Source organism: Gemmatimonadaceae bacterium (assembly GCA_020846935.1).
Taxonomy (GTDB): domain Bacteria; phylum Gemmatimonadota; class Gemmatimonadetes; order Gemmatimonadales; family Gemmatimonadaceae; genus RBC101.
In genome coordinates, this window is sequence record JADLCY010000006.1 from 88,125 (window position 1) to 105,928 (window position 17,804).

Consider the following 17,804-nt stretch of genomic DNA (forward strand, 5'->3'; position numbering starts at 1 on the left):
CCCGAGCGTCATGCAGTCGGCGGCGGTCAGTGCTCGCCGCCTCGCCGCGGTGTATCGTCCCGTGACTCCTTCCTGAAGACACTGCCGATGGTCTTCCCGATCCGCTGCACGGCATCGATGCCCATCTGCAGTGGCTCGGCGTTGAAGTCCGAGTAGTCCTCGATGCCGTGTCGCCCGATGGGCTGATGCGGATAGATGACCACGCGGTTGTTCGAGGCAAAGTACTTCTCCAGCTTCGCCGGTAGGTTGTCCAGCACGCCGAGGTAGGACGTGGATCCCTTTCGTGCCGACACGAGCACGAGGAGGTCCGACGGGCGCACGTCGCGCGCGAGAATCAGGAAGTCCTCCCAGTCCTCGAAGGGAATGACGCCGAGCGCCACGGTCGACCTGGCGCGCTCCATCGCTTTTGTCACCGCCTCGCCGGTCGCTGCGTTGCAGTGCACCACCACCGGCAATGACAGCTCCTGCGCCAGCTTCCAGAGCTTCCCCGTCCATTGCTCAAAGCCCTGCTCGTATTCAGCGAGCGGCGGCACCACGCACACGAGTCGCTTGTGCGTCACCAACGGCTCGGCGATATGGGCCACGAACACCGCCTTATCCACGTTCTGCAGGATCGCGCCGAGCTTCGTTTCGCCCAGCAGGCGATCGAGAAACCCCGTACGCTTGGGCCAGCGCAGGACGATCAGATCCACCATCGCTTCGCGCGAGGTGCGCACGATGCCGCTGGCGATGTTGTGGTCGATCGTGGTCACGACGTTCAGCTTCACCTCGGACGCCGCCGCCTGCCTGACGAACTCGTCCAGCTTGTTGCGTACCTTGAGGATGTTGAGCTCGGCTTCGCTGTCGTTGGAGACCACGGTGAGGATCGACAGCGGTTCCGTGGACGCCTTGTCCTTGAGCAGGATTGCGAACTCCAGCTGCTTCTCGATGGTCGCGATGGCGGCGCTGGGGAGCAGGATGCGCTCCCCGGGCTGCGTGGTCGCCGGGAGCAGGTCGCTGCCGTCCTCGGGTGATTCCACCACCACGCGTCGTGCCGCGCGCTCGGTCGCAAAGGAGGCGACCGTGCAGGTGACCAGGATCAGCAGGATGGTGCCGTTGAGGATGTTTTCGTCGAGGATGTTCTCCCGGTACCCCACGAGGATTACGGCCAGCGTGGCCGCGGCGTGTGCGCCGCTCAGACCGAAGATCAGGCCGCGCTGCGACCGGCTGTAGCTGAACACGACCTGCGTGAGCCAGGCCGCCAGCCACTTGCCGGCGATCGCCACGACGGTCAGCACCGCCGCGATGATGAGCGCGCGATTGCCGCTGGCGAGCACACCGACATCCACCAGCATGCCCACGCTGATGAGGAAGAACGGGATGAAGAGCGCGTTGCCGATGAACTCGATGCGGTTCATGAGCGCCGACGAATGCGGGATCAGCCGATTGAGCGCCAGGCCGGCCACGAAGGCGCCAATGATGGCTTCGATGCCGATCAGTTCGGCCATGAACGCGGCGAGAAAGACCACCGTGAGCACGAAGATGTAGTGCGAGTGCTTCTCGTTCTCGAGTGTGCGGAAGAACCACTTGGCCACGCGCGGCGCCACGAGGAACATGACCGCCGAGAACGCCGCGAGTGACAGGACGAGCCGCACCCAGAACTGCGAATCCAGCGTGCCGCGGTTGTTGCCCGCGATCACCGCAAGCACGATCATGACCGCGGTATCCGTCAGGATCGTACCGCCCACGGTGACGGCAACGGCCTGGTTCTTGGAGACGCCGAGCCGGCTCACGATCGGGTACGCCACCAGCGTGTGCGTCGCGAACATGCTGGCGGTCAGGAGGCTCGCATTGAAGTCGTAGCCCAGCAGGTACCGGCACACCGGATACCCGATCGCGAGCGGGATGGCGAACGTGAACAGCCCGAAGAGCAGGCTCTTGTTGCGGTGCGCCCTGAACTCATTGAGGTCGAGTTCGAGTCCGGCGATGAACATGATGTACAGCAGGCCGATCGTGGAGAACAGATTGATGGCCGCGTTGTTGTCGAGCAGGTTCAGCGCGTGCGGGCCGATGATGACCCCGGAGATGATGAGCCCGATGATTCCGGGGATGTTCAGCCGCTTGAGGACGATGGGCGCGAGGAGGATGATCGAAAGGATCAGCGCGAACACCAGCACCGGGTTCTGGAGCGGGAGCTGGAACTCCTGGCCGAGGTGCGCGAGGAACTGACTCATCAGGGTCGGCGAGCGGGTTCGTGATCAAGGTGTCGTCGGCGGTCGGGCACGTCCACGCGACCTGCCGGCGACCTGGCGAGCGTTCGCCCGGCCTCAGCGCGTGCCAAAGGCGGCGATGGCATCCCGGGTGAACTCGGACAGCACGAGGGCGCCGCTCATCGCCGCGCGTTCTTCGAGAAGTTCCGGCCAGTGGTCGGTGCCTTCCCAGAACACCTGCTTGAGCCGCGCCATCGCTGCGGGGTGACAGCGCGCCAGCCGCCGCACCAGGCTCGTGACCGCGTCGTCGAGCGCCGGGATCGTGTCGCAGGTGCGCGCATAGAGGCCCACGCGATGCGCCCACGCGGCATCCCGCCAGTCGTGGTCCACCGTCAGGGCGGTGTAGTGCGCCAGGCCAATCCTGTGCGCGATCGGCGGTCCAACGACAAACGGTCCGATGCCGATCGCGAGTTCGCTGAGCCGCACGGACGCGCTCTCATGGGCGATGCAGTAGTCGGACGCGGCGATCAGCCCGACGGCTCCTCCGGCCGCCTTGCCGTGGACACGCGTGACGACAAAGCGCGGGCAGGCCCGCATCGCGAGGATTACGCTGGCGAATCCGGAAAAGAAGACCTGTCCCTGGTCGGGCGTGGCGATCGCCTGGAGTTCGTCGAACGAGGCCCCGGCGCAGAACGGCCCCGTGCCGCTGCTCTGGAGCCGCACGACCTGTACGTCGTGCCGATGTCCCGCCTCCTCGATCGTGGCCGCGAGCTTTCGCAGGAGCTGGCCGGGCAGGGAGTTGCCGCGTGGGTGGCCGAAGGTGATGGTACCGATGCTGTCGGCTACATCGAGACTGACATGACCGGCGTCGGGAGCGGTGGTGGACATGGCGACCTTGGGGAGGGTGCTGGCCAATCAAGCGGCGGGGGCGAAGGGCGGCAACCGGGTTGCGCCCCCTCTCCGCGGCGGGTTTGCCCGCCGACGCGACGCAGGTATTACATTGGGGAAGCTGTTGTGGCGTCGAGAGTTGGGCGCCGAGCCCCCCGCAGTCCGGAGCCTGTCATGTCCGTCGGGACCCCTCCCATGGAAGACCCGGTCAAGCTCGCCGAGTTCGAGGCAAGACTCAATCGCGGCGAGAGCATCGAACCCAAAGACTGGATGCCGGAGCGCTATCGCCGGCAACTGATCCGTATGATGTCCCAGCACGCCCATTCGGAGATCGTGGGCATGCTGCCCGAGGGCAACTGGATCACGCGTGCACCAAGCCTGCGCCGAAAGATGGTGCTGATCGCCAAGGTGCAGGACGAGGCGGGCCATGGCCTGTACATCTACTGCGGAACCGAGACGCTCGACATCTCGCGTGAAGAACTGGTCGACCAGTTCCTGACCGGCAAGGCGAAGTACTCGAGCATCTTCAACTATCCGACGCTCACCTGGGCGGATATCGGCGTCATCGGATGGTTTGTGGATGGCGCGGCGATCGTGAACCAGACGATGCTCGCCAAGACCTCGTATGGTCCGTACGCGCGCGCGATGGTGCGCATCTGCAAGGAGGAGAACTTCCACAAGCGACAGGGCTACGAGATCTGCACCGTTCTCTCCAGGGGGACGCCGGCCCAGCGGGAAATGCTGCAGGACGCGGTGAATCGCTGGTGGTGGCCGTCCCTGATGATGTTCGGGCCGAGCGACGCGGTGTCGCCCAACTCGGCCGAACTCCTGCGATGGCGGGTGAAGCGGGAAACAAACGACGTGTTGCGACAGCGATTCGTGGATCTCACGATCCCCCAGGCCCGGGCCATTGGCGTGACGGTACCGGACCCTGACCTGCGCTGGGACGAGGCCGCCGAGCGCTGGAGTTTCGGCGCGATCGACTGGGCGGAGTTTCAGCAGGTGATTGCCGGCAACGGCCCGTGCAACCGCGAACGCATGGCGGCGCGTCGCAAAGCGCACGAAGACGGGGGCTGGGTGCGCGAGGCCGCCGCGGCGCACGCGGAAAAGCAGGCCGCACGCGCGCGCGAGTCCGCCGCCTGACTCACATCGCCATTCACTTTCTCCGTGACCCGCATGTCCGATACGCAATGGCCGCTGTGGGAAGTCTTCACCCAGGAGGGTGAAGGGGCGCCCCACGAACACGCCGGGAGCGTACACGCCGTCGACGCCGAGCACGCGATGCAGAACGCTCGCGACGTGTATGCGCGTCGCGGCAAGGTCCAGAGCCTGTGGGTCGTGCCGACCGAATCGATCGTCGCGTCGAGCCCTGGTGACGCGGGCCCCTTCTTTGACCCAGGCAGCGACAAGGCCTATCGCCACCCGCAGTTCTACAAGTCGCCGCGCGGCGTGAAGGTCTTCTGATGACCGTCGAGCCAACGCGCGTGACGGGAGCGCCGACCGACGTCGCGGGGACGGTGCCGCGAGGGCCCACGTCCGGGACGGCGCAGCATCCGCTCTTCGAATACTGCTGCCGTATCGGCGACGACCGGCTCGTGCTGGGACACCGGCTTTCGCAGTGGTGCGGCCACGCGCCGATCCTCGAAGAGGACATCGCGCTCGCCAACTTCGCGCTCGACTTCATTGGGCAGGCGTCTGCCTTCCTTGGCCTGGCGGGCGAAGCCGAGGGCGCAGGGCGGGACGCGGACGCGCTGGCATTCCTGCGCGACGAGTTTCACTTCCGCAACGCACAACTCGTCGAGCTGCCAATCGGCGACTTCGCGTTCACCATCGTCAGGCAGTACCTGTTCGACGCGTTCGACGTCCTGTTCATGGCGCGCCTGGCCAGCTCGCGCCATCCGGTGATGGCGGGGATCGCCGCCAAGGCGCTCAAGGAAGCGACGTATCACGTGCGGCACAGCGCGGCGTGGGTCGTGCGGCTGGGCGACGGTACCGACGAGAGCCGCCAGCGCATGCAGGACGCCGTCGATCGCCTCTGGGCCTTTGCCGGCGAGCTGTTCGAGGGCGACGCGGTGGATGCGACGATGATGGAGCAGGGCATTGGCGTCGACCTGCCCGCGCTGCGTGCGCCGTGGGAACTCGCCGTGCGCGAAACGATGGCTCAGGCAACACTCGTGGTGCCCGCCGATCCGCGCGTCGTAACCGGCGGGCGTCGCGGACGGCATTCGGAGTTCCTTGGCCACATGCTCGCCGAAATGCAGATCCTCCCCCGTTCGCACCCGGGCGCCAGCTGGTAGTCATGGCGGCGCCGCTCACGCGCGAGCAGGTGCTCGCCTGGCTGGACGTGGTGAAGGATCCCGAGATCCCGGTGCTGAGCGTCGTGGAACTCGGCGTGGTGCGCGACGTGATCATCGGCGACGAGAGCGTCATCGTGGAGATCACACCCACGTACTCGGGGTGTCCGGCGATGCACGTGATGGAAGACGAGATTCGCGCGGCACTCGGCGCCCACGGCATCATCGCGCAGGTGCGCCTCGTGTTTCGCGAGCCATGGACCACGGCGTGGATGTCGGACGCCTCGCGCGAGAAGCTGCGCGCGTACGGCATTGCACCGCCGGAGCCCGAAGCGATCGCGGCGCCCGGGCTCGTGGCGCTGCGTCGGCAGCACACCGTCGCTTGTCCACATTGCGGTTCACCGCGAACGGTGCTCAAGAGCGAGTTCGGATCGACGGCGTGCAAGTCGATCCATGTGTGCAGCGACTGTCGACAGCCGTTCGACCATTTCAAGGCGATCTGATCGGCGCCTCAGGGCCCGGACCGTTGGGCGGTGCCCCAACCGTGGGCCGCCGAGTATCGCGGGGTTCGAGCGGAAGCTGGTGGCCACGCGAGACAGGCACCGGGACCGCAAGTGCGCCGAGTACGTGGTCGCAACAGTGCCCAGGTCGTTACGCCATTCGTGCAGGCCGGAAGGCCATCGGTCGTGGCGATCGCGTCGATCGCGATCGGGGTCACGAAGGAGCCATCGACACGCGCGCGTAGGCGGCTTCGACGTCCGCGACTTCCGCGGAACATCGTGCGTCGCTCCAGCCCAGCTCAGACTGGGCGAGTCGCGCGACGTGGGATAACGTGGCGCGTGGGAGCGGCGCCAGGGTCGACAGTCCCGTGCGCCGGAAGACGATGTCGCCCAGCGTGCAGGCCATCTCGTCTCGCACCGCGACGACGATGGCGGCGGCAAACGTGCGAGCGGCGATGACGGCGCCTAACGCTGGCGTGCCTCGGGCGAGCGCGAAGACCCGTTCCGCGTGCGAACCGAGCAGTCGCCGGGTCTCGTCGGCGGCGCGCCGATCGAGCGCGTCGGGCACGAGGGGTCCATCGTCCAGCGACGCACCGGGAAGTGGCGCTGTCGCGGTGTCACACGGACGCGCGGCGATGCCGAGGGATCCGATGACGGCGTCCACGCAACCTTCCGCGAGCGCCCGCGAGGTCGTCCACTTGCCGCCAATGGCTGAATGGAGGCCGGGACGCTCGCGAACGATGTCGGCGCGACGGCTTGCCCGATATGTGCCGCCACGGCGCGGCGCGATCAGCGGCCGCAGGCCGGCGTAGGCCCACCGCACGTCGGCGCGCGTGAGGCGCGCGGCCGGCAAACCGCGGTTGATCGTTCCGAGGAAGTCGTCGATGTCCGTCTCACTCACTCCGACGTCATCGGGGGATCCGTCGTACGGGACGTCCGTCGTGCCGATGAGGGAGTGGTCGCGCCACGGGATCACAAAAAAGTGTCGCCCGCCCACCGGAACGGTGAGCGCGTGCCGACCGGTGATCGCGCGGGTCACGAGGTGGATGCCCTTCGATCGCACCAGTCGTCGCGGCGCGGCGACGCCGAGCCGATCGGCGATGAGGTCGCTCCACGGGCCCGTGGCGTTGACGATGTGCCGGGCACGTATCGTCAGGCGGGTGTGCGTCAGGCGATCGAGCACCTGGAGCTGTTGCGGCGCGTCTCCGGTGAGGCCGACAACCTCTACGTGGTTTGCCACACACGCGCCATGTGCGACGGCATCCATGACGCACCCGAGGGCCGCGCGCTCGGGCGCGAAGGCGTGGCAGTCGTCGTACCGGAGGCCGCCTCGCAGCGGTTGGTCGAGCACCGGCTCGAGGTCGATCAGGTCGCGGGCGGCGACGTGCGACGTGGGTCGCAGGTGACGAGCCGACGCGGGGAGACGGTCGCGATCCCACGACAGACCATCGTACACCGAGAGCGCGAGGCGGTAGGTCCAGTCCTCCCGACGGGTGCGTGTGGGCAGGAGAAAGGTGAGCGGCTGTACCAGGTGCGGCGCCACGTGTTGCCAGGCACGCCGCTCCCGCAGCGATTCACGCACCACGCCGACGTCGAGCGACTGCAGGTAGCGAAGGCCGCCGTGGACCATCTTCGATGTCGCGGCGCTCGTCCCGCACGAGAAGTCGTTGCGCTCGACGAGCGCGACCGTGAGTCCCCGGCGCGCCGCGTCGCGGGCGATGCAGCATCCGGTGATGCCGCCGCCCACGATCGCGAGGTCGAAGACGGACGACTCGAACGCCTCGAGGGAGCGCTGCAGGGGAGAATGGAAAGTGACTCGTGAACTTGGCCGCGTGCACGAAGCCGGGCAATCCACGGAGCACCCGCCGGCGTAATCGAGGCGTGACGCCCAGCGCGCGCCTGCGTGGGCGGCTCCAACCTGCTACTCCCAAGGAGGTTCCATGAGGTCCCCCTCGACGTTGCGACGGCTCGTTTCGCCGCGGCGTGTACTTGCGGTGGCCGCGTTCGCCGCCGTGGCGTCGGCCGGCGTCGTCCTGGCGTCAGATCACCAGGATACGCCCGACGTCGAACTGAGTCCGCGCATGGACATCAACGACGTGTATGCGTTCCCCGGCTCGGCTCCCGATCGCATCGCGCTCGTCCTGACCACCTCGTCCCCGATCACGCCGGCTGGCGCCGCGACCGCGGCCTTCGACCCCGATCTTCTCTACCAGATCAAGGTCGACAATACCGGCGATGGCGTCGAGGATCGCGTGCTGCAATTCACCTTCGACGGCAGCGGCACGAACCAGCGCGTGACCATGCGCGGGCCGGTGGCCCCGGCCATGACCGGTGCGACCTCCACCCTGGTAACGTCGGGTCCGACGCTCACGGGTGCCACCAATGTCACGTTAGGCAGCGCCGGCGGCGTGCAGCTGTTCGCCGGCATTCGCGACGATCCGTTCTTCCTCGATCTGGAGCAGTTCTTCCGCATCGTGCCGGATCGCAAGCCAGTGAGTGGCCCGCTCTCCCAGCTCCCGGACACACCAACTGCCACCGGGTTCCGCCCGGCCGGACAAGCTGCGGACTACCTCCGAGGGCTCAACACCCTGGCCTTCGTCGTGGAACTGCCGGCGAATCAGCTCACGGGCGCCGGCACGGGCAAGATCGGCCTGTGGGCCACGATCTCCCGCTGACGCCATGCTTCCCACCCACTCGACTCCATCCATGCGCCGCCTCATCCTCAGTCTCGCCGCCGTTGGCGCGCTCTCCGCGTGCGGTTCCGATGACGACACCACCGGCCCGGGCAACACCCCCCGGGTGTACAATCAGGTGGAGCGACTCGGCAACCCGCTCGTGAGCGAAGTGCTCCTCGCCAAGCGGAACCACGCCTTCCACAACGTCGGCAAGCCGTCGACCGACGTCGCCAACCACAGCGCCGAGGTCCGCGCATTCGTGAAGACCGTGGCCGGTCGCAACGACACCGTGGCGAACACGCTCGCCGCGGTCCTCCTGCCCGACATGCTCATCGTCCAGACCAACAAGCCGGCCAATACCGCCGGCTGGCTCACCTGGGCGCTCGCCGACGGCTACGGCGGTCGCAAGCTCGCCGACGACGTCGTCGATGCGGGGCTCGCCGCGATCTTTGGCCCGCTCCTCAGCCCGGCAAACGTTTCGCCGGCGCTGTCGACCGACAACGTGAACGCGAACGACAAGCCATTCGGGACGACCTTCCCGTACCTGGCGGCTCCGTCGCTCTAGTCCCGAGCGTGACCCGATGGCGGACGAACGCGTGAACACTGCGCGTTCGTCCGCCATCGCGCGTCGTGGCGACATTTCGGTCCAGGCCGCAAGGTTTCGATGACGGGAACGCGCCCCGCATCGTGCATCGTGTGCCTCCACCCTTCGGAGGCGATCCCGTGCTCTCTCCGCTTACCGCTCCAGACCCGGCACACGCCGACACGGCTGCCGGCGCACGCATTCCGCGCGTACTGCACGATCGCGCAATCGGGATCGTCGTGGCCGCGTTCTTCGCCGTCCACCGCGAACTGGGCCACGGGTTCACGGAGCCCATCTACCAGCGCGCACTCGCCCTCGAGCTGGCCACTCGCCGCGTCGACGTGGAGCAGGACGCCAGCATCGGCGTGTTCTACAAGGGCACGCGCGTCGGGCAGCACCGCGTCCCGTTCATCGTCGAGCGGCGCGTCGTCGTCGACCTGCGCGCGGGCCACCGACTCGACCCGCTCGACGAGCGTCTGCTCGCCCAGGGGCTGCGCGCGACGGCGTGTGAGGCCGGGCTCCTGCTGCTTTTCGGTCCCGCGGCGACGTTCCGACACATCGAACGGGATGGAGCCACGGGCGCGTCATGTCTGCCGACGCGCCGGCCTGTTGGTGCGAGTTAGGTCGTGGCGATCCGGTCCGCTGCTGCGGCGATCTGCTCCACCGAAGGCAGCACCGCCGCGAGGAGCGTCGGATGGTACGGCATCGGGACGTCCGCGACGGCCAAGCGCTCCACCGGGGCGTCCAGGTGCCAGAACGCTTCCCTGGCCAGCGTGGCGGCGATTTCCGCACCAAAACCCGCCGTGATCGTGTCCTCGTGCACCACGAGACAGCGGCCCGTGCGCCGCACCGAAGCGAGCACCAGCTCACGGTCCCAGGGCGCGATCGTGCGCAGGTCGATCACCTCGAGCGACGCGCTCGAGCGCGCCGCCGCTGCAACGCAGCGGTGCACCATCGCGCCCCAGCTGACGAGCGTCACGTCCGTTCCCTCACGCACGGTGCGGCCAACGCCCAACGGCAGTGCGTACGCGTCACCCGGGTACCGCGAGCTCCCGTCCGAGGTCATGAGCAACGAACGATGCTCAAAGAAGATGCTCGGATTGCGCGAACGCATCGCGGTCCGCAGGAGCCCGACCGCATCGGCCGCGTTGGAGGGCATGATCACCTGCCAGCCCACGGCGTGCGCAAACACCACCTCGGCGCTCAATGAATGCCACGGATCGCCGACGTCCTTCCCAAAGCCACCCGGCATGCGCACAACGATGGGCGCGCAAAAGCGGTTGGCCGTGCGCCATCGCATCGTACCGCAGTTGTTCAGCTGCTCCGTGGCCGGGTCGGCATACTTCCGGAACTGGATCTCCGCCACCGGCATGAGCCCCGAAATCGCGAGCCCGACTGATCGGCCGATGATGCCTTCTTCGGAAAGACTCGTGTCAAACACCCGCGACTCGCCGAACTGCTTCTGCAGGCCCTCCGACACGAGGTGGACACCTCCCTTCAAGCCCACGTCTTCGCCAAACACGAGCACCCGGGGGTTCACGGTCAGTTCGTGGCGCAGCGTGCGGCGCACGCCCTCCGCGAACCGCACCATCGGGCCGTCGAGGTCCGGCTCCGTGGTCGCAGGGAGCGCGTCGGTCACTTCGCGCGGCAGGCCGCCAAACGCGTCGATGCCGCCGCGCAGGTCCGCCTCCTCGTACACGAACCGCGCAACATCGGCCGGATCGGGCGCGGATCGCTGGCGCGCCCGATCGAGTGCGGCGTTCACGTCGCGCGTCACCTCCGCCTCCAGCGCGGACCACTCGCTCGCCGCCATGAACGCGGGCACGAGATAGTTCTTCAGACGCGGCAGGGGATCGCGCGCCCAGTCGCCGGCGATTTCGGCGTCGCTCCGGTAGCCCTTCTGGTTGTCCGGCCCCGAATGGCTCGACAGTCGCGGAACGGTGAGTCTGACGAGTGCCGGTCCGCGACCTTCGCGCACGTGCTCCACGCACTCGGCGAGCAGGAGCGCGCTCTGGTGCGGGTCCGTCCCGTCTCCATCGCGCACGAAGAGGTTGGCGAACGACGCGAGATTGCGCGCAATGTTGCCGCCGGGCGTCTGCATGTCCCCACGCACCGAGATGCCGAGGTCATTGTCCTCGATGTAGAACAGCATCGGGAGCTCGAGCGTCGTCGCGATCGTGAGCGCCGACCAGAAACCGCTCGTGGCCACCGAGGCGTCGCCGCCCAGGGCGATGCCAATCGCGCCGCGCCAGGTCGGATCGGCGAGCGTATCGCGATGATAGCAGATGGACTGCGCCCAGCCGGCCGTGGGGGTGTACTGTGAGCCCACGTCGCCGGACATTGGCAGCACTGTCGGGCCCCCGCGATTCGGAAGATTGCAGACGATGCCGATGTCGCGCCCGTCGCTGAATCCGCCCGCGCGGCCGAGTGGACTGCCAAAGGCGTCGTCGAGCGTCAGGCCGAGGGCGAGCAGCGTGGGTCGCGACCGATAGTACGCACCAACGCCATCGTGAGGGTGCGTAATGAGCGAGCCCAGGATCGCCTGTGCCATGTCGTGGCCCCGCGCCGAAAACTGGTAGAGCACGACATGGTCCTTCGGGATGCTCGCGCGGTTCCGGTTCGTGTCCTCCTCGATATCGTCCAGGGCACGGGACGCGAGCGTGAGGTAGGCAATGCGCCGCCAGTCGAAGTCAGGGTGGACCTTGGGGTCCGATGAGCGGCGGCGCTTTTCCCTGGGCTGAACAGGCATCGACTCGGGATGAGAGGCAGGTCAGGGCCGCGCGCGGCGCCGAACCGACTGATCGACTGCCGGAGGAGTCGGTAAGTTTCACCCTCGTCGGCGGGTCGGGTTCGTGAAATCTAGCCAGAGAGGGTGCATGTCAGGGGATGCTTCGATTGGCGGAGCGGCGCTCATGCGAACCGCGATGTTCGCAGCCTGGCTCGGGCTCGCGCCTCACGTGGCAGGAGCCCAGTCATCGGTCTCCCAGTCACTGGCGACGGACCTTGCCCGCATCGCGTTGCTCGAGGACTCGCGCGGGACGCAGGGCCACGACCTGTCCGCGCTCACCACGTACCTGACGCGCCCGGACGCTACGCTGCGCGCTGCCGCGGTCCGCGCGCTCGGCCGCCAGCAATCCGAACGATGGTTGCCGGCGATCTATCCGTTGCTGCGTGACGCGTCGCCCGCCGTGCGCATGGAGGCCATGAATGCCGTCGGGCAGGCATTGCAGGGACGGCGCGGACCATCGGCGAGCCTCGCGCGACCGAACTTGCTCGCGGCCGTGGACTCACTCGCACGCGCCGCCGGTCCCCGCGCCTCCGACGCAGAAGCCGGCGTTGCCGCTCGCACGATTGGTCGGCTCCCATACGGAGACTCGGCGCTCGCACGCCGCGGCGAAGCGGCCATCGTCGTGATCGCCTCGCCACGAGGGGAGGGGCGCCGTGCGCCCGCGCGCCTCGAAGGGAGCCTTCACGGTTTGTATACCCTCGCACGTCAGGCGCGCACGACGGGCGCTCCGGGAGCCGCCGCGGTGGAGGTGATGCGCCGCGGCCTTCGACTTGATGCTGGCGGGTTTGCCGAAGCGCCGGCCCGCGTACGACGCCTCGCGATGCTCGGCCTGACGACAGCGCGGGTCGCCAATGCTGCCGACGTGCAGCAGGCCCAGAAGGATCGTGATGAACAGGTCCGCCGTCTCGCGCAGCTCGCGTTGCCGCTGCTCGATGCCGCCACACGGCGGCCCACGCTGGCGCTGGGTCTGCGCGATGCCTCGCCGATGGTGCGCGTGGAAGCCGTCCGCGCGGCGCGGACGCTCGCTGGCACGGAGGGGTGCGGCGTCATCACGACGGCCATCGGGGACGACAATGCGCACGTGATGCTGGCGGCGATCGATGGCCTCTCGTCGACGTGCGTCGATCGCGATCGCGTGGTCGGCGTGCTCCTCGGGCTGATCGATACGCACCGAAGCGACAGTCCGTCGCGCTCGTCGGGCCGCCCGGGGTGGCACGTTCACGCCCACGCGCTCATGGCGCTCGCGCGCACGGCTCCGGACCGGGCCTTGCCGATCGTTCGTCGTGACGCCGCGGCCCCGGCGCCCTGGCCGCTGCGCACGTGGATTGCACGGGCGGCCACCGTGCTCCGTGACACCGCCACCCTGCGCGCACTCGCCGCTGACCGCAACGGCAACGTAAAACAGGCAGCGTTAGGCGGCCTTGCCGCCACCACCGGCCATGCGGACGATGCGCGCTTCATCGAAGCGCTCAGCGCGCCGGAGAATCACGTGGTGATGGACGCGGCTGCACACCTGAAGGGGTCGCCGGGGCGCGACGCGGCCGTTGCCGCCCTCCTCGCCGCACTCGATCGCATCACCGCCGAGCGGCGCGAGAACTCCCACGATGCGCGTGTGGCGATCCTCGATCGCCTGGATGAACTCGGATCCTCAGCGCTGGTGCCGCGCATCGAGCCCCTCCGAAGCGACTTCGACTCCACGGTGGCCCGGAAGGCCGCGGCCGTCCTGTCGCACTGGTCCGGCCGCCCCGTGACCGCAGCGCCGAGCCCGCTCCCACTCCCGAGGGAGGATATCGCGACGCTGCTGCGTGATCGCTGGCGCGCGCGGATCACCATGGCCGCCGCCACGGGTGGCGGCACTTTCGAGATCGAACTGTTCGGCCGCGAAGCCCCGTATACCGTCGCCAGGTTCATCCGCCTCGCCCGCGCGGGCTACTACAACGGCCTCACGTTCCATCGGGTGGAACCGGGGTTCGTGATCCAGGGCGGGAGCCCGGCAGCGAACGAATACGTCGGCGACGCCGCGTACCTGCGCGACGAACTCGGCCTCCGGAGCCTGACCCGCGGCACGCTTGGCATCTCCACCCGGGGCCGCGACACGGGCGACGCGCAGATCTACGTGAACCTGACGGACAACTTCCGGCTCGATCACGACTACACACCGTTTGCTGCCATCACGCGCGGGCGCGAGGTGGCGGAGGGCGTTCTCGAAGCCGATGTGATCGAGCGCATCGAGATCGTCCGCGTGCCCCGCTGACCGCTCTCCCCTGACCATGCTGCGTACCGAACGACATGGTGGCGTCCTACGCCTTACGCTGGACCGTCCCGACGTCCTGAACGCGTTCAACCTCGACATGGCACGTGCGCTGCAGGCGGCACTCGACGACGCCGCGGCCGATGCGACGATACGCGCGGTGGTGCTGACCGGCAGCGGCCGCGGGTTCTGCGCCGGCCAGGACCTCGCGTCGGTGCCCATGGGCGAAGGCCAACCTCGCCCGGACCTCGGCGACGTGGTGAAGGCGCAATACAACCCGATCGTCACTCGACTGCGCGCCCTGGAAAAGCCCGTCGTCTGCGCGGTCAACGGCGTCGCGGCAGGTGCGGGGGCCAACATCGCCTTTGCCTGCGACATCGTGCTCGCGTCGTCCGAGGCGTCGTTCATTCAGTCGTTCACGAAGATCGGCCTCGTGCCCGACAGTGGCGGCACGTGGCTGCTCCCGCGCCTTGTGGGGCTCGCGCGTGCCTCCTCGCTGATGCTGCTGGGAGAGAAGATCACCGCGGCGCAGGCGCGCGACCTCGGGCTGGTCTGGAAGGTGTGCGCGGCGGACACGTTGCTTGACGACGCGATGGCCCTCGCCGGGCAGCTCGCCACGCAACCCACGCGAGCGTTCGCCCTCACCAAGCGGCTCCTCAACGCGTCGTTTGACCACGACCTTGCTACACAGCTGAACATGGAAGAGTCGTTGCAGCGTGAGGCGGGCCATACCGCGGACTTTGTGGAGGGCGTGCAGGCCTTCCGCCAGAAGCGCGCCCCCGTGTTCGAGGGTCGATAGTGATCGGGCCTGAGGCAATGATTGGCGTGGTGGGCGCCGGCGCGATGGGGGCCGGCATCGCACAGGTCGCGCTGGCCCATGGGCATCCCGTCGTGCTCGCTGACGCACACGCTCCCACGCTGACGAAGGCACAGGAGACGATCGAGCGTGCGCTCTCACGCGAGATGGAACGGGGGCGCCTCACGGCTGACGCGATGGCCCTGGCCATCGAGCGTCTCCGGATCGCCGACGCCGACACGGGGTTCGACGACCTGGCCACGTGTAGCCTCGTGTTCGAGGCGATCGTCGAGCGCCTGGAGGCCAAACGCGAGGTGTTCCGCGCTCTCGAGTCCGTCGTCGGGCGCGACTGCATCCTCGCGACCAACACGTCGTCGCTGTCGATCGCGTCCATCGGCGCCGCGTGCGACGCGCCACATCGCGTGATCGGGATCCATTTCTTCAACCCCGCCCCGGTGATGCCCCTGGTCGAGATCGTGCCGGGGGTTCGCACCACCGAGGGGGTTACCGACGATGCACGCGCCCTCATCGATGGGTGGGGAAAAGTCACCGTGCGCGCGGCGGACACGCCGGGATTCATCGTGAACCGCATCGCGCGTCCGTACTATGGCGAGGCGCTGCGCGTGCTCGAGGAAGGCGAAGCCGACGTCGCGACGATCGACTGGGCGATGCGCGAGCGTGGCGGCTTTCGCATGGGGCCGTTTGAGCTCATGGACTTCATCGGCCATGACGTGAACTACCTCGTGACCGAGTCGGTCTGGACCGCGATGTACTACGATCCGCGCTACCGTCCCTCGCTCACGCAGAAGCGCCTGCTCGAGGCGGGACTGCTCGGCCGCAAGGCCGGTCGCGGGTTTTACGACTACGGCGAAGGCGCCACTCGGCCCGATCCTGTGCAGGACGCCGCCCTGGCGGATCGCCTGGTGCGTCGGATCGTCGCGCTGCTGGTCAACGAAGCGGCCGATGCCGTGAACCTGCGGATCGCGTCTGCGCGAGACGTCGAAGTGGCCATGACGCGCGGCGTGAACTACCCGCGTGGACTCCTCGCGTGGGGCAATGCGATCGGCGTTGGGGCGATCCTGGAGGAACTGGAACGTCTCCAGTCCGACTCGGGCGACGATCGCTATCGGCCGAGCGCGCTGCTGCGCCGTTGTGTGCGCGATGGACTGCCCCTGCCCACATGATGACGGAAGCCGAGGAGCAGGGGCTGGCCGAGCGGGTCGTGGCGGCGATGCTGGCCCGGGACGCCCTGTCGCGCTGGCTGGGACTCGAGGTGTTGCGCATTGCCCCGCGTCACGCGACGTGCCGCATGACCGTGCGGGATGACATGGTCAACGGCTTCGGGGTTGCGCACGGGGGCATTGTCTTTTCGCTGGCCGATTCCGCGTTTGCATTCGCGTGCAACACGCACGGTCGCGTGACGGTCAGCGTCGGGAACTCGGTCACGTATCCGGCACCGGTACGGCCGGGCGACGTGCTCACGGCGGTTGCCGACGAAGAGGCGGGCTCCAATCGACTGGCGTATTACCGCGTCGACGTGCGCAACCAGGATGCGGCGCTCGTCGCCGCGTTCCGCGGGACGGCGTATCGAACGTCCCGCCCTCACTTTCCGGAAGGCTGAGCATGGAGCAGGCATACATCGTGGACGGCGTGCGCACGCCGATCGGGTCGTTCGGTGGCTCGCTGTCCGGCGTACGCACGGACGATCTCGCCGCGCACGCGATCGCACAGCTGGTCGGCCGCCATCCCACGCTCGATCTCGCCGCCGTGACGGACGTGGTGCTGGGGTGTGCGAACCAGGCGGGCGAAGACAACCGCAACGTGGCCCGCATGGCGCTGCTCCTGGCCGGGCTGCCGGTCACCGTCCCGGGCGAGACGGTGAATCGCCTGTGCGCGTCGGGATTGAGCGCGGTGGCGTCTGCCGCGCGAAGCATTCGCAGCGGGGAAGGCGACCTGTTTGTGGCCGGCGGCGTGGAGCACATGACCCGCGCGCCGTACGTCATGTCCAAGGCCGGCTCGGCGTGGGCGCGCGACGCACAGCTGTTCGACACGAGCCTCGGCTGGCGGTTTGTCAATCCGCGGATCCAGGCGCTACATGGGATCGACTCCATGGGACAAACGGCCGAAAACGTCGCGGCACTCATGACCATCAGCCGCGCGGACCAGGACGCATTCGCGTTGCGTTCGCAGCAGCGGGCCGCGGCGGCGCGGGACGCGGGTCGCCTGGCGCCCGAGATCGTACCGGTGACGATCCCCGGCCCGAAACGCGGTAGCTCCGTTGAGTTCGCGACCGACGAGTTCATTCGCACCGACTCCACGCTCGAGGGACTGGCCAGGCTGCGCCCCGCCTTCCGTAGCGACGGCGAAGGGTCGGTGACGGCCGGGAACTCGTCAGGTATCAACGACGGAGCCTGCGCATTGCTGGTGGCATCGGAGTCTGCCCTCCGTGCGCATCATCTCACGCCAAAGGCCCGGATTGTCGCGACGGCGGCCGCGGGCGTCGAGCCGCGGCTGATGGGGCTCGGCCCGGTGCCGGCGACCAGGCTCGCGCTCAAGCGCGCTGGGCTCGCCCTGGGCGACATGGCGGTCATCGAGCTGAATGAAGCGTTTGCTGCCCAGGCCATCGCCTGTACCCGCGAACTCGGGATCGCGGACGACGACGTGCGCGTGAACCCGAATGGCGGCGCGATCGCCCTGGGCCATCCGCTCGGTATGTCCGGCGCACGGCTCGTGTTGACGGCCACGCACGAGTTGCACCGCCGCGCTGGTCGGTATGCCCTCTGCACCATGTGCATCGGCGTGGGGCAGGGGATGGCCATGGTGATCGAGCGCGCCTGACG

At 68.2% G+C, this 17,804-nt stretch carries 16 protein-coding genes; 12 read left to right on the plus strand and 4 right to left on the minus strand.

Annotation, left to right across the window (positions count from 1 at the left end; genetic code table 11):
• Positions 1 to 26: 26 nt before the first annotated feature.
• The gene (locus IT361_07900) at positions 27 to 2,213 is read right to left on the minus strand and encodes a cation:proton antiporter (protein MCC6317598.1); all 2,187 of its coding nucleotides are present in this window, start codon (positions 2,211 to 2,213) and stop codon (positions 27 to 29) included.
• Positions 2,214 to 2,306: 93 nt separating this feature from the next.
• Positions 2,307 to 3,077, minus strand: a complete 771-nt coding sequence (locus IT361_07905; GenBank protein MCC6317599.1) for an enoyl-CoA hydratase/isomerase family protein — start codon at positions 3,075 to 3,077, stop codon at positions 2,307 to 2,309.
• A 195-nt stretch (positions 3,078 to 3,272) separates the two neighbouring features.
• On the opposite strand from IT361_07905, the gene paaA reads away from it, so the two are divergent.
• The 4 genes from paaA to paaJ are packed head-to-tail and all read left to right on the plus strand — an operon-like array spanning position 3,273 to position 5,874.
• On the plus strand, positions 3,273 to 4,220 hold the full coding sequence (gene paaA, locus IT361_07910; GenBank protein MCC6317600.1) for a 1,2-phenylacetyl-CoA epoxidase subunit A: 948 nt from the start codon (positions 3,273 to 3,275) through the stop codon (positions 4,218 to 4,220).
• Between the two features lie 33 nt (positions 4,221 to 4,253).
• Positions 4,254 to 4,541 (plus strand): 1,2-phenylacetyl-CoA epoxidase subunit B, encoded by a 288-nt coding sequence (paaB, locus tag IT361_07915; protein ID MCC6317601.1) that lies wholly within the window; start codon positions 4,254 to 4,256, stop codon positions 4,539 to 4,541.
• Complete coding sequence (paaC, locus tag IT361_07920; GenBank protein ID MCC6317602.1) at positions 4,541 to 5,374, plus strand: phenylacetate-CoA oxygenase subunit PaaC; 834 nt, start codon at positions 4,541 to 4,543, stop codon at positions 5,372 to 5,374. The genes paaB and paaC overlap by 1 nt, the downstream gene beginning before the upstream one ends.
• A gap of 2 nt (positions 5,375 to 5,376) precedes the next feature.
• On the plus strand, positions 5,377 to 5,874 hold the full coding sequence (paaJ, locus tag IT361_07925) for a phenylacetate-CoA oxygenase subunit PaaJ (protein MCC6317603.1): 498 nt from the start codon (positions 5,377 to 5,379) through the stop codon (positions 5,872 to 5,874).
• Positions 5,875 to 6,085: 211 nt separating this feature from the next.
• On the opposite strand, the gene IT361_07930 is transcribed toward paaJ, so the two are convergent.
• Complete coding sequence (locus IT361_07930; protein MCC6317604.1) at positions 6,086 to 7,618, minus strand: glycerol-3-phosphate dehydrogenase/oxidase; 1,533 nt, start codon at positions 7,616 to 7,618, stop codon at positions 6,086 to 6,088.
• Positions 7,619 to 7,811: 193 nt separating this feature from the next.
• Here IT361_07930 and IT361_07935 point away from each other — a divergent pair, with 193 nt between their 5' ends.
• The 3 genes from IT361_07935 (at position 7,812) to IT361_07945 (ending at position 9,752) form a co-directional block, all read left to right on the plus strand.
• Complete coding sequence (locus IT361_07935) at positions 7,812 to 8,546, plus strand: DUF4331 family protein (protein MCC6317605.1); 735 nt, start codon at positions 7,812 to 7,814, stop codon at positions 8,544 to 8,546.
• 31 nt (positions 8,547 to 8,577) lie between these two features.
• A complete protein-coding gene (locus IT361_07940) occupies positions 8,578 to 9,111 on the plus strand; it encodes a DUF4331 family protein (protein ID MCC6317606.1) in 534 nt (177 codons plus the stop codon).
• Between the two features lie 158 nt (positions 9,112 to 9,269).
• Entirely contained in the window at positions 9,270 to 9,752 is a 483-nt protein-coding gene (locus IT361_07945) for a GxxExxY protein (GenBank protein ID MCC6317607.1), read from the plus strand.
• Here the strand turns inward: IT361_07945 and IT361_07950 are convergent.
• On the minus strand, positions 9,749 to 11,878 hold the full coding sequence (locus IT361_07950; protein MCC6317608.1) for a pyruvate dehydrogenase: 2,130 nt from the start codon (positions 11,876 to 11,878) through the stop codon (positions 9,749 to 9,751). The genes IT361_07945 and IT361_07950 overlap by 4 nt on opposite strands.
• 163 nt (positions 11,879 to 12,041) lie before the next feature.
• On the opposite strand from IT361_07950, the gene IT361_07955 reads away from it, so the two are divergent.
• The 5 genes from IT361_07955 to pcaF are packed head-to-tail and all read left to right on the plus strand — an operon-like array spanning position 12,042 to position 17,802.
• Positions 12,042 to 14,171, plus strand: coding sequence for a peptidylprolyl isomerase (locus IT361_07955; GenBank protein MCC6317609.1), 2,130 nt, complete (start codon positions 12,042 to 12,044; stop codon positions 14,169 to 14,171).
• A 16-nt stretch (positions 14,172 to 14,187) separates the two neighbouring features.
• On the plus strand, positions 14,188 to 14,967 hold the full coding sequence (locus tag IT361_07960) for a 2-(1,2-epoxy-1,2-dihydrophenyl)acetyl-CoA isomerase (GenBank protein ID MCC6317610.1): 780 nt from the start codon (positions 14,188 to 14,190) through the stop codon (positions 14,965 to 14,967).
• A 17-nt stretch (positions 14,968 to 14,984) separates the two neighbouring features.
• Positions 14,985 to 16,148, plus strand: coding sequence for a 3-hydroxybutyryl-CoA dehydrogenase (locus IT361_07965; protein ID MCC6317611.1), 1,164 nt, complete (start codon positions 14,985 to 14,987; stop codon positions 16,146 to 16,148).
• Positions 16,148 to 16,585 carry a hydroxyphenylacetyl-CoA thioesterase PaaI gene (paaI, locus tag IT361_07970; protein MCC6317612.1) on the plus strand — a complete coding sequence of 146 codons (438 nt, stop codon included), beginning with the start codon at positions 16,148 to 16,150 and terminating at the stop codon, positions 16,583 to 16,585. Before IT361_07965 ends, paaI begins: the two co-directional genes overlap by 1 nt.
• A gap of 2 nt (positions 16,586 to 16,587) precedes the next feature.
• Entirely contained in the window at positions 16,588 to 17,802 is a 1,215-nt protein-coding gene (gene pcaF, locus IT361_07975; protein MCC6317613.1) for a 3-oxoadipyl-CoA thiolase, read from the plus strand.
• The last annotated feature ends 2 nt before the right edge of the window (positions 17,803 to 17,804 follow it).

Bases quoted from the DNA above. Each gene is read 5' to 3' on its own strand.
- paaC (MCC6317602.1), top strand. From the start codon at position 4,541: ATGACCGTCGAGCCAACGCGCGTGACGGGAGCGCCGACCGACGTCGCG.
- paaA (MCC6317600.1), top strand. From the start codon at position 3,273: ATGGAAGACCCGGTCAAGCTCGCCGAGTTCGAGGCAAGACTCAATCGC.
- IT361_07905 (MCC6317599.1), bottom strand. From the start codon at position 3,077: ATGTCCACCACCGCTCCCGACGCCGGTCATGTCAGTCTCGATGTAGCC.
- paaB (MCC6317601.1), top strand. From the start codon at position 4,254: ATGTCCGATACGCAATGGCCGCTGTGGGAAGTCTTCACCCAGGAGGGT.
- IT361_07940 (MCC6317606.1), top strand. From the start codon at position 8,578: ATGCGCCGCCTCATCCTCAGTCTCGCCGCCGTTGGCGCGCTCTCCGCG.
- IT361_07965 (MCC6317611.1), top strand. From the start codon at position 14,985: ATGATTGGCGTGGTGGGCGCCGGCGCGATGGGGGCCGGCATCGCACAG.
- IT361_07950 (MCC6317608.1), bottom strand. From the start codon at position 11,878: ATGCCTGTTCAGCCCAGGGAAAAGCGCCGCCGCTCATCGGACCCCAAG.
- IT361_07960 (MCC6317610.1), top strand. From the start codon at position 14,188: ATGCTGCGTACCGAACGACATGGTGGCGTCCTACGCCTTACGCTGGAC.
- paaJ (MCC6317603.1), top strand. From the start codon at position 5,377: ATGGCGGCGCCGCTCACGCGCGAGCAGGTGCTCGCCTGGCTGGACGTG.
- IT361_07955 (MCC6317609.1), top strand. From the start codon at position 12,042: ATGCGAACCGCGATGTTCGCAGCCTGGCTCGGGCTCGCGCCTCACGTG.
- pcaF (MCC6317613.1), top strand. From the start codon at position 16,588: ATGGAGCAGGCATACATCGTGGACGGCGTGCGCACGCCGATCGGGTCG.
- IT361_07935 (MCC6317605.1), top strand. From the start codon at position 7,812: ATGAGGTCCCCCTCGACGTTGCGACGGCTCGTTTCGCCGCGGCGTGTA.
- IT361_07900 (MCC6317598.1), bottom strand. From the start codon at position 2,213: ATGAGTCAGTTCCTCGCGCACCTCGGCCAGGAGTTCCAGCTCCCGCTC.
- paaI (MCC6317612.1), top strand. From the start codon at position 16,148: ATGACGGAAGCCGAGGAGCAGGGGCTGGCCGAGCGGGTCGTGGCGGCG.